The following is a 10,547-nucleotide window of genomic DNA, read 5'->3' as shown; positions in this document are numbered from 1 at the left end:
GCCGCCGGGCCAGGCGGATGGCCTCTTGGGCCGCCTCTTCCAGCAGGGCGGCCAGGTGGACGGGGGTGGCGGGGGGGCCGTGGGGGTCTTGGGAAAGGGCCAGGACCACGGCCCCCGACTCAAAGACGTGGAGGCCCGTGGGGTCTAGCCGCCGGGCGTAGCCCAAGGTCTCGCCCCGGCCCGGCCTCCCGGTGATGAGGCTCAGGCGAACCCCTTTGGCCCTCAGGGCCTCCACCCTGGGCCAGACGCAAGGGGGCACCCCGTCCTTCCCCACCAGGGTGCCGTCCACGTCCACCAAGACCAGCTTGACCGCTGAGTGGCCGCCCATGGTTTTCCTGGCGCCTTTTGCCTTTCGGGGCCCCCACCGTGGCTTTTGCCGCGGCGGGGTATTCAAAGCTCTCCCGAGGCCACGATGACCGCCTCCCCGCCGATTTTTACCGCGTAGGGGAGGCCTGTGGGGCTGTACTCCACCAGGACCTCCACCACCCCGGGGTTGCCCAGGCGGTGCCCCTGGTAGATGGTGAGGCGCACCTCGCCCTCCCGCCTGGGGACCACCCCGGAGCGGGCCAGGAGGGCCCCTAAGGCGGCGTTGGCCGAGCCCGTCACCGGGTCCTCGGGGATGCCCAGGAGGGGGGCAAAGTCCCGGGCGTAAAAGCTCCGGGGCCCCATGGGGGCGTAGGCGTGGACCGTGGCCACCTCCAGCTTGCGGGAGACCTCCTGCAAAGCCGGCATCTCCGGTTCCAGCGCGTCCACCACCCCGGGGGCGACGAGGGGCACGAAGAGGCTCCAGAGGCCGGTGAAGGCGATGCCGTAGGGGAGGCCCCGGTGCAGGTAGCGCTCATTGGTGCCCAGGGCCTCGAGGGCCTCCTTCAGGAGGGTGAAGGGGGGCAGGTCCCGGAAGCGGGGGGTGGGGCCCCGGACCCAGGCCTTTTTGGGCTCCCCTTCCTCATAGATCACCTCCACGGGCAGGGCCTCGGTGGGGGTGTGGAGGTAGAGGCGGGTCGTCCCCTCCGGGGCCAGGCCCAGCCGCACCAGGGTGAGGCCCAAGGCCAAAGCGGCGTGGCCGGAAAACTCCACCTCGCCGGAAGGGGTGAAGAAGCGCACCCCGAAGGCCGTCCCCTGGCGCTCGGTCAGGAAGGCCGTCTCGGGCTCCCCCAGGTGGGCCGCCACCCTGGCCATCTCCTCAGGGGCCATGCCCCGGGCGTCCAGGACGATGGCCACCCGGTTCCCCGCCCCGGGGGCGGAGGCGAAGGCGTCTACCAGCACGTAAGGAATCCTAGCCATGGCGGCTCACCATCAGCCCCAGTTCGCGAAGCTGCTCCTCTGAAACCGGGCTCGGGGCCCCGGTGAGGGGGTCCTTGCCCTCCTTGTTCTTGGGGAAGGCGATGACCTCCCGGATGGAGGGGCTACCCGTCATCATGGCCAGGAGGCGGTCCAGGCCCCAGGCGATGCCCCCGTGGGGCGGGGCCCCGTAGGCGAGGGCCTCCAGAAAGAAGCCGAACTTCTCCTTCTGCTCCTCCTCGCCGATCCCCAGAAGGGCGAAGACCTTGGCCTGGAGCAGGGGGTCGTGGATGCGGATGGACCCCCCGCCCACCTCCACCCCATTGAGCACCAGGTCGTAGGCCAGGGCCCGAACCCTGCCCGGGTCGCTTTCCAGGAGGGGCAGGTCCTCGGGGTGGGGGCTGGTGAAGGGGTGGTGCATGTAGGTCCACCCGCTCCGCTCCCCGTCCCACTCCAGGAGGGGGAAGTCCACCACCCACAGGAAGCGGAACCCCTCCCGCTTGAGCGCCAAGAGGTCGGCCAGGAGGAGGCGCACCGCCCCCATGGCCTCCGCGGCCACCTTGAAGGGCCCGGCCGCGAAGAGAAGCGTGTCCCCAGGCTGGGCTTCCGTGATCTGGAGCAGGGCCCCCCGCACGGGCTCCAGGTATTTGGCCACCCCGCCGGAGAACCCCTCCGCCTCCACCCGGGCCCAGGCCAGGCCCCCCGCCCCCCGGCGCTTGGCCTCCTCCTCCAAGAAGGCGATCTCCTTGCGGGAGAGGGCCTTGGGCACCCTCAGGGCCTTGACCCTTTCCGCCTGGCGGAAGAGGTCAAAGGGGCTTTCCCGGAAGAGGGGGCCCACCTCCTTGAGCTCTAGGCCAAAGCGGAGGTCGGGCTTGTCGGAGCCAAAGCGCTCCATGGCCTCCTCGTAGGAGAGGCGGGGGAAGGGGAGGGGAAGCTCCACGCCCAGGGCCTCGCGGAAGACGTGGGCCATGAGGCCTTCGTTGAGGGTGAGGATGTCCTCCACCTCCACGAAGCTCATCTCCAGGTCCATCTGGGTGAAGTCGGGCTGGCGGTCCGCTCTCAGGTCCTCGTCCCGGAAGCAGCGGGCGATCTGGAAATAGCGGTCAAAGCCCGCCACCATCAGCATCTGCTTGAAAAGCTGGGGGGACTGGGGCAGGGCGTAGAAGAGGCCGGGCTCCTGGCGGTAGGGGACCAGGAAGTCCCGGGCCCCTTCCGGGGTGCTTTTGGTGAGAAAGGGGGTCTCCACCTGGATGAAGCCCTCCCGGTCCAGGTAGTCCCAGATGGCCTTGATGACCCGGTGCCGGAGGCGGAGGTTTTCCTGCATCCTCCTCCGGCGCAGGTCCAGGTAGCGGTACTTGAGGCGGAGCTCCTCCCCCGCCTCCTTCTCCTCCTCCCCCCGCCAGCCGGCGTCCACGGGGAAGGGCGGGGTTTTGGCCTCGGCCAGGACCTCCAAGGAGGTGAGCTCCACCTCCACGGCCCCCGTGGCCAGGCGGGGGTTGGGCTCGGGGCGGAGGCGCACCAGGCCCTTGGCCCGCACCACCCACTCCGAGCGCACCCTTTCCGCCACGGCGTAGGCGGGGCTTTGGGGGTGGGCCACGAGCTGGACCACGCCCTCCCGGTCCCGCAGGTCTATGAAGATCAGCCCGCCTAGGTCCCGGCGGCGGTTGACCCAGCCCTCGAGGACCACCTCCTGCCCCGCGTGTTCTTCCCTGAGGCTCCCGGCGTAGTGGGTGCGGCGCATAATCCTCTAAAGCTTACCGGATTCTCATCCTGGGGTGGAAAGGAGGAAGCCCGCCACCTCCCGGTAGGGTAGGCGCACCTGCTCCCCGGTGGCCAGGCGCTTTAAGGTGAGCTCCCCCGCCTTAAGCTCCTCCTCCCCCAAAAACCCGGCGAAGGCGGCCCCCCGCTTCAGGGCCTCCTCCAGTCCCTTGCCGGGCTTTTTGGGGCCGAGGGCGTACTCCACCCTGAGCCTTGGCCTCAGGGTCTCGGCCACGTAAAAGGCCTCGTCCACGGCCTCCTCCAGGAGGGGGATCAGGTAGAGGTCGGGGCCCTTCTCCTCGGGGAGGGCGAAACCCTCGGCCTCGAGGGCCAAGGCCACCCGCTCCACGCCAAAGGCGAAGCCCACCCCCGGCACCCGGGGGCCGCCTAGAAGCTCGGAGAGGCCGTCGTACCGCCCCCCGCCCCCCAGGGCCGACTGGGCCCCGATCTCCTGGTGGTGGACCTCAAAGGCGGTGCGCACGTAGTAGTCCAGCCCCCGCACCAGGGTGGGCTCCAGCTCGTAGGGCACCCCAAGGCGGGAGAGGTGGCGCTCCACCGCCTTCAGGTGGGCCCGGGCCGCCTCCCCCAGGAAGTCCAGCAGGGGCTTGACGCCAAGCTCCCGGAGGAGGGCCTGGTCCTTCTCGCTTTTAGAGTCCAGGATGCGCATGGGGTTGAGGACAAGCCGCTCTTGGGAGTCCTCGGAGAGGGCCTCCTTGTAGGGCGTGAGGACCTCCCGCAGATAGGCGTTGTAGCGGGCCCGGTCCTCGGGGTCCCCCACGGAGGAGAGCTTGACGGAAAGCCGCCTCAGGCCCAGCTCCCTCAGGGAGTCGTAGAGGAGGACGATGGCCTCGGCGTCCAGGATGGGGCTTTCCGAGCCTAAGGCCTCGTAGTTCACCTGGTGGAACTGGCGGTAGCGCCCCTTCTGGGGCCTTTCCGCCCGGAACATGGGCCCGGCCATCCAGAGCCTAACGGGCTGGGGCCAGACCTTCATGCCGTGCTCCAGGTAGGCCCGCACCATACTGGCGGTGCCCTCGGGGCGTAGGGTAAGGGAGCGCCCGCCCCGGTCCTGGAAGGTGAACATCTCCTTGCGCACGATGTCGGTGGCCGCTCCCACGCCCTTTTCAAAGACCTGGGTCTCCTCAAAGATGGGGGTGATGAGCTCTAGGGCCCCCGCCGCCTCCAAAACCCTCCTGGCGGTTTCCACGATGCGCTGGTGAAGCCTGAGCTCCCTGCCGAAAAGGTCCTTGGTGCCCCGGACGGCCATACCCTTCCACTTTACAGGGGAAAAGGGGACCTGCTAGCCTGGGGCTATGCGCCTAAGGGGGGCGCTTTTGGCCCTGTACGTGGCCCTCACCCTGGTGGCCTCCACCGGGGTGGCCCTGCAGATGTACCTCATGCGGGTGCAGAACCCCACCCTGGGGGCCGACATGTGCCGGGCCCCGGGGGAGGAGAAGGGCCTGGACCACTCCCTCTTCTGCGGGCTGCAGATGGCCCCGGGCCTGCCGCCCGTGGCCGAGCCCGCCCCCCCAAGGCCCCTGAGGGCGGCCTGGGATAGCCCCAAGGAGCGGCCGGGCCACCCCGGGGCCTTCCTGGCCCCCGCCCCCCGGGCCCCTCCTTTCGCCTTGGCCTAGCGGCGTTTGGCCCATGGCCTTCTGGCGAGAGGAGGTGGTCCTTGCAGGTGGTTTTGCACACGGAAGACATCGCCCTTTACGGGCTGGTCTATAGGGCGTTAAAGGAAGCGGGGTTTGGCGTTTCCTGGAAGGAGGGCCAGGGGGTTTCCCTGGCGGGGCTGGACCGGATGGAGAGGGGGGAGGTGGTCCTCTGGGCCACCCGACGGGGGGTGCGGGCCTACGACCTTAGGGCCTTCGCCTTCCTCACCAAAAAAGACGAGCCCAGGACGCTTCCCGAAGGGCTTCTTGGCCGCTTTGGCCTGCGGCTTCTCCCGGGGGAAGCGGGGCTCCTTTTGGCCCTGGGGCGGGGCGTGGACCCCGAGCCCCGGGCCCTGGCGGAGGCCCTGGGGCTGGATCGGGCCCAGGCCCGCTTCTTCCTCAAGGGGCTTTGGAACAAGTTCGGCCTGCCCTGGGGGACCCTTTTGCGCCTAGCCCGGCATCAGGTGCAGGTAGCGGGGCTTAAGGACCACGCGGACCGTCCGGCCCGCCTCGAGGCCCAGCCTTTCCTGCACGTGCCGGGGCAGGAGGACCTCCAGGGTGAGGGCGCCCCGGAACACCCCCCGAAAGGCCAGTCCCTCGGGGTAAAAGCGCTCCAGAAGGCCCTCTAGCACGTTTTCCTCCGGCGGGGGGCGGTCTTCGCGCACCACGATGACCTCCGCCGCCCGCACCCCAAGCCAGGCCCCTTGCCCTTCCCTGGCCCAGGGGGGAAGGGGAAGCTTAAGGAACACCCCGCCCGCCTCCACCCCGCCCGGGGCCACCCGCACGGGGAAGAGGTTCTCGTAGCCCAAGAGCCTCGCCACCTCCACCGAGGCGGGGGCGGAGAGGACCTCCTCCGGCGGGCCTTCCTGGAGGACCCGTCCCCGGCCCAGGACCACCAGCCAGTCCGCCATCCCCGCCAGCAGGGGGTCGTGGCTCACCGCCAGGGCCGGGAGGCCCTCCCGCCGCAAGAGGTCCACCAGCTCCCCCAGGACCCGGCCCTTGGTGACCGGGTCCAGGGCGCTGGTGGGCTCGTCCAGGAGGAGGAGCTCGGGCTTCCTGGCCAGGGCCCGGGCCAGGGCCACCCTTTGCTTTTGCCCGCCGGAGAGGGCCTGGGGACGCTTGTGGGCGTGCTCCAGGAGGCCCACCCGCTCTAGAAGGGCCAGGGCCTCACCCTTTCCCCTGCCCGAAAGGGGAAAGGCCACGTTCTCCAGGGCGGTCATGTGGGGGAAGAGGGCCAGGTCCTGGGGCAGGTAGCCTACGGGGCGCTTCTCCGGCGGGAGGCCGGAGTAGGGCGTTCCCTCGGCCGGGATGAGGCCACAGAGGGCCTTGAGGAGCGTGGTCTTGCCCACGCCGCTTTCCCCCAGGAGGGCGGTGAAGCCCCGGATCTGGAAGCGGGCCTCGAGGGCTATGGGCCACCTCAGCCGGTAGTGGACCTCCAGGTCCGCCACCTCCTTTCCAAAAGCCGCACGCCCGAGATGAGGAGGAAGCTCAAGGCCAGGAGGACCAGGCTGGCCCTCATGGCCTCGGCGAAGCGGAGGGCCTGGACCAGGTCGTAGAGGTAGACGCTCACCACCTGGGTCTTTCCGGGGATGGACCCGCCCACCATGAGGAGCACCCCGAACTCCCCCAGGATCTTGGCGAAGGCCAGAAGGGTCCCCGAGAGGAGGCCGGGCCAGACCAGGGGGAGGACCACCCGGGCCAGGATCCGGGCCCTGGGCGCCCCCAGGGTGCGGGCCACCTCCAGGAGGTTGGGGTCCAGGGCCAAGAAGGCCTCCCGGTAGGCGGAGAGGGCGAAGGGCAGGCTGAAAACCAGGCTCGCCAGGACCAGACCCTCAAAGCGGAAGGCCAGGGAGACCCCGAGGAGGCGGAAGAGGGGCCCGTCGGACCCCAGGAAGAGGAGGAGGTAGAAGCCCAGGACCGTGGGGGGAAGGACCAGGGGGAGGAGGAAGAGGGACTCCACCAGGACCTTGCCCGGGAAAGCGCGGAAGGCCAGGACCCAGGCCAGGGGAACCCCCAGGAGGAGGAGGAGGAGGGAGGCCAGGAGGGCCACCTGGAAGGAGAGGAGGAGGGCGGTCCAGAAGGCCGGGTCCATGGGCTACTCCCCGGGGACGAGGAAGCCGGAGCGCTTGAGGATGGCCCGCCCTTCGGGGCTTCCCACAAAGCGGTGGAAGGCCACGACCTCCGGACGGCCCCGCCCCTTCAGGATCACGTAGTGCTGCTCCAGGCGCAGGTGGCTCTCCAGGGGGGCCACCCAGTAGACCCCGGGCCCGGACAGGCTCTCGTTGACCGCCAGGGGCAGGGCCAGGATGCCCGCCCGCGTGGAGGCCAGGGCCAGCTGGGCGGTCTGGCCGATGTTCTCCCCGTAGACGAAGGTGAAGCCGGGCTTGCCCTGGCGCAGGGGGGTGGCGTCCCAGTAGGCCTCCACGCCTCCGGTGAGGCGCTCCCAGGGGATGGCCTCCCAGGGGAGGCGGGCGAAGTCGGGGATGGGGGTGTCCCTCCGCCTCTTGAGGAGGCCGTAACGCTCCAAAAGGGTAACGGCGGCGCGGCCGTAAGGGGCGTGAAGGGGGTTGGCGATGGCCAGCTGGGTGATCTGGGGGTTCTTGAGGGCATCGGGTTCTGGACGGAGGCCCAGCCTCCGGTCCAGCCAGATGACCACCTGGCCCAGGGCGTAGGGCTTGCGGGTGCCGGGCTCGGCCAGGCCCCTTTCCTCTAGGAGCTTGGGGTAAATGGCCTCGGCGGAGAAGTAGATGTCGGCTTCCAGGCCCTGGGTCAGCTGGGTGAAGAGCTTTCCCGAGGAACCGAAGGTGAGCTGGACCTTGGTCCCGGGGTTTTTGGACGCAAAAGCCCGGGCCAGGTCGGGGAGGGCGTACTGCAGGTCGGCCGCGGCCACGACCCGGACCGTTTGGGCCCAGGCGGAGCCCAGCAGGGCCACAACCCACACCGCCAAGGGGAACCAACGCTTCACGGCACCCACCTCCTTTGCGAAAGCGGCAGGCGAAAGGGTTGCCCCCTTCACCCCGGGGCGCGTGCGCCCGGCCAGGGAGGCCTCGAGGGCCCCGCAAGGCTCGGAGGCGCCGGAAGCTTATCACGGGGCGCCCATCTCCCTCAAGGAGCCGGCCCCGCCGGGGCCCTTAAAAAAGGGGCTCCTGGCTCACCGGCCTGACCCTTCCCGCCTTGGGAGGCAGGGCCTGGAGGGCCCTTTTCACCTCCTGGATGTCCAGCCAGGTGAGGTGCTTGGGGCTTCCCGGGGCGCGGCTTGGATTCCTGAGAAGGTAGGCGGGGTGGAACATGGGGAAGACCTTGATGCCGTGCCACTCGTACCACTGGCCCCGCACCTTGGTGATGGAGACCTTCTCCCCCAGGAAGAACTCGGCGGCCACCGCCCCCAGGGGGACGATGATCTGGGGGGCGATGAGCTCAATCTGCTTCAGGAGCCAGCGGTCGGTGCAGATCTTGGCCTCGTCGGGGAGGGGGGCCCGGTTTCCGGGGGGGCGGCACTTGACGATGTTGGTGATGTAGATCTCCTCCCGGCGGATCCCCGCCGCCTCCAGGATGCGGTTTAGAAGCTGGCCCGCCTTGCCCACGAAGGGGTGGCCGGTCTTGTCTTCCTCCTCCCCCGGGCCTTCCCCCACGATCATGAGGTTGGCGTCGGGGTTGCCCTCGCCGAAGACCACCTGGGTGCGGCCCTCCGCCAGACGGCAGGCGGTGCAGGCCTTGGCCTGGGCCTCGAGGACTTCCAGGGTCATTGCAGGGGCTTCCTGGCCTTCCTGGCCTCCCGCCTGGTCTTGGGGTCCAGGCCGATCATGAGGAAGAAGTTCTCCAGGGCGTTCTCCTGACCCTTGATCTCGGGGTACTGGTCCTCCGGCGTCCCGGTCACGAAGGGCAGGGACTTGTAGAGTTCCAGGGCGTACTGGACCACAGCCTCGGGGCCCTCGGCTTCCGCCACCTCCGCCAGCTTGGCGTAGACCTCCCGCCTGGCCTCGGCGTGGCGGCGGAAGACCTCGGGGTTGGGCGTCTCCGGGGCCCGGAGGACGTCCTGCTTGGCGATGCGGCGGTAGTGCTTGAGCCCCCTAACGATCTCCTCCGTGGTCAGCGTGATCTTGAACTCCATCCCCGCTCCTTTCCGGCCAACGGCCCTTCCTTTGGCAGATTATAAGCCCCGGGGCCGGGGGTGCGTATACTTGGGGGGATGGAGGTTCTGGGCAAGTATTGGTTGAGGCGTATTCTCGCCCGCATTTCCGGCATCACCGTGTACGAGGGCCAGGAAGCCCACACGGGCATGCCGGTCATGATCCTGAAAGGCGCCCAGGGAGAGCCCGTGAAAGGGGAAGGAGTCCTGGCCCTTCTGGAAACCTTGCCGGAAGCCTGGGTCCTGGAGTGGCCCCTGGGGGCCGTGCCCCTGAGCCAGTACCTGGGGGTGGCTGAGGAAAGCCGCCTCAGGGGCTGGCTGGAGGCGCTCACCAGGACCCTCCTTGCCCTGAAGGCCCGGGGGGTGGCCTTCGCCCCGGTGCCCGAGCTCTGCCTGGTGAAGGGGAAGCGCCTCTGGCTTGGGGGCGTGGGGGCGAAGGGCCTGGAGGGGGACCCGGAAAAGGCCCTGGTGGCCCTGGCCCGGGCCCTGGCCGCCGACTGGGAGGCCTTTCCTTTGCGGGGGCGCCTCGAGGCCCTGGAACGGGGGGAGGCCCGGCTGGAGGACCTCCTAGCCCCGGAGGCCAGGGGCGAGGCCCCCAAGGAAGCCCCCGAGCCCGTGAAGCCCGAGGAGCCCCCCAAGCCCCCTCCTAAGCGCCTGGTGGTGGAGCCCGTGGAGGAGGTGGTTCCAGCGCCCTCTTCCCCTCCTGAGGAGGCGGAGAAGACCCCAAGCCGCCCCCGGGTGATCCGCATTGAGGAGCGCGACGAGCCTCCCTTTCCCCTGGTGGAGCCCTCGAGGCCCCAAAACCGCCGGGCCCTCCTGGCCCTTTTGCTCCTCTTCGCCCTCCTGGGGCTTCTCGGCCTCTTCCTCCGGCCGAGGCCCACCCCGGCCCAGGGCTACGCCATGGAGTTCCGCACCGACCCCCCCACGGCGCGGGCGGAGGTGATCCTCCTGGAGGTGCCCGAGGGCTCCAGGATGGCCCCCGGCCAAAGCTTCACCGTCCCGGGCCGGGTGGAGTTTGACCAGAAGGGGGTCTACCGCCTGAGGATCCGGGTGCCGGGCCGGGACCCCGTGGACTACCTCCTGGAGGTCCCGGGCCCGCCCCTCACCATCAAGGTACGCTAGGAGCATGACCGAGCGGCCCGCCACCTACCTCTACCGCTACTTCTTTGCCGGGGAGCCCGCCGGGGAGGGGAGGCTGGAGGTGCGCCCCCAGGAGGAGGGGGTCAAGGCCACGCTGACGGCGGAGGTCAGCCTGCCCCTTCCCAAAACCCGCCAGCGCTGGCAGACGGAGACCGACCGGGAGGGGTTTTCCCGCTACTTCGCCGAGCGGGTGGAGGCCCGGGAGGCCCGGGTCTTCACCGTGGAAAGGCTGGAGGAGGAGGGGGTCATCCTGGTGAGCCAGGGCAAGGAGAGCCTGGCCCTGCCCTACCTCGCCCCCTACCACGACCCCCTTTCCCTCCTCCTGGCCCTCTCTAGGCTGGAGCTTATCCCGGGCGACGTGGCCCGCTTCCCCATGCCCGGGGGTAGGGCCTACGTGGAGAGGCTTCCCAACCTGGAGGTGGAGGGCAGGGTGCGCCAGCACTTCCGCCTCCGGCCCGGCCTCAGCCTGGTGCAGCTAGAGGAGGGGATTCCCGTGCGCATCGCCCAGCAGGTGGGGGACCACGTCTTTGAGGCGGTCTTGGAGGGCGTGGAGGAGGTGAGAAGGCGCCGCCGCTGGGTATAGTGAAGGC

12 protein-coding genes and 1 riboswitch are annotated in these 10,547 nt (G+C 69.8%); of the genes, 3 read left to right on the top strand and 9 right to left on the bottom strand.

The annotated features are described in order from the left end of the window. From BVI061214_RS11090 to hisS, 4 genes are all read right to left on the bottom strand, one after another. The coding region (locus BVI061214_RS11090; protein WP_428843228.1) for an HAD family hydrolase at positions 1-328 on the bottom strand (328 nt) is incomplete at its 3' end. A 62-nt stretch (positions 329-390) separates the two neighbouring features. After that, a complete protein-coding gene (locus BVI061214_RS11085) occupies positions 391-1,284 on the bottom strand; it encodes a PhzF family phenazine biosynthesis protein (protein WP_003044643.1) in 894 nt (297 codons plus the stop codon). Then, entirely contained in the window at positions 1,277-3,022 is a 1,746-nt protein-coding gene (gene aspS / locus BVI061214_RS11080; RefSeq protein ID WP_053768424.1) for an aspartate--tRNA ligase, read from the bottom strand. Before aspS ends, BVI061214_RS11085 begins: the two co-directional genes overlap by 8 nt. 24 nt (positions 3,023-3,046) lie before the next feature. Next, positions 3,047-4,303, bottom strand: coding sequence for a histidine--tRNA ligase (hisS, locus tag BVI061214_RS11075; protein ID WP_053768423.1), 1,257 nt, complete (start codon positions 4,301-4,303; stop codon positions 3,047-3,049). A 46-nt stretch (positions 4,304-4,349) separates the two neighbouring features. Between hisS and BVI061214_RS11070 the strand changes: the two genes are divergently transcribed. Continuing rightward, entirely contained in the window at positions 4,350-4,670 is a 321-nt protein-coding gene (locus BVI061214_RS11070) for a hypothetical protein (protein ID WP_053768422.1), read from the top strand. A gap of 467 nt (positions 4,671-5,137) precedes the next feature. Here BVI061214_RS11070 and BVI061214_RS11065 read toward each other — a convergent pair whose 3' ends face one another. The 5 genes from BVI061214_RS11065 to BVI061214_RS11045 all read right to left on the bottom strand — a co-directional run bounded on the left by BVI061214_RS11065 (position 5,138) and on the right by BVI061214_RS11045 (position 8,799). Then, positions 5,138-6,136: an ABC transporter ATP-binding protein gene (locus BVI061214_RS11065; RefSeq protein WP_156303265.1), complete on the bottom strand. Its 999-nt coding sequence runs from the start codon at positions 6,134-6,136 to the stop codon at positions 5,138-5,140. Further along, positions 6,106-6,780: a molybdate ABC transporter permease subunit gene (gene modB / locus BVI061214_RS11060; protein WP_053768421.1), complete on the bottom strand. Its 675-nt coding sequence runs from the start codon at positions 6,778-6,780 to the stop codon at positions 6,106-6,108. Before modB ends, BVI061214_RS11065 begins: the two co-directional genes overlap by 31 nt. Before the next feature lie 3 nt (positions 6,781-6,783). Beyond that, positions 6,784-7,653: a molybdate ABC transporter substrate-binding protein gene (modA, locus tag BVI061214_RS11055; protein WP_053768420.1), complete on the bottom strand. Its 870-nt coding sequence runs from the start codon at positions 7,651-7,653 to the stop codon at positions 6,784-6,786. Next, positions 7,647-7,771: riboswitch (molybdenum cofactor riboswitch) on the bottom strand. It overlaps the preceding gene by 7 nt. 48 nt (positions 7,772-7,819) lie before the next feature. Continuing rightward, positions 7,820-8,434: a uracil-DNA glycosylase gene (locus tag BVI061214_RS11050; protein WP_053768419.1), complete on the bottom strand. Its 615-nt coding sequence runs from the start codon at positions 8,432-8,434 to the stop codon at positions 7,820-7,822. Further along, positions 8,431-8,799: a hypothetical protein gene (locus tag BVI061214_RS11045; protein WP_003044617.1), complete on the bottom strand. Its 369-nt coding sequence runs from the start codon at positions 8,797-8,799 to the stop codon at positions 8,431-8,433. Before BVI061214_RS11045 ends, BVI061214_RS11050 begins: the two co-directional genes overlap by 4 nt. A gap of 78 nt (positions 8,800-8,877) precedes the next feature. On the opposite strand from BVI061214_RS11045, the gene BVI061214_RS11040 reads away from it, so the two are divergent. Further along, complete coding sequence (locus BVI061214_RS11040; protein WP_053768418.1) at positions 8,878-9,939, top strand: hypothetical protein; 1,062 nt, start codon at positions 8,878-8,880, stop codon at positions 9,937-9,939. Between the two features lie 4 nt (positions 9,940-9,943). Continuing rightward, a complete protein-coding gene (locus BVI061214_RS11035) occupies positions 9,944-10,540 on the top strand; it encodes a hypothetical protein (protein WP_053768417.1) in 597 nt (198 codons plus the stop codon). Positions 10,541-10,547 lie beyond the last annotated feature (7 nt).

This window comes from Thermus aquaticus (assembly GCF_001280255.1).
GTDB lineage: Bacteria > Deinococcota > Deinococci > Deinococcales > Thermaceae > Thermus > Thermus aquaticus.
The sequence above is the reverse complement of the archived record's forward strand: the minus strand, read 5'-3'. Positions and strand labels throughout refer to the sequence as shown.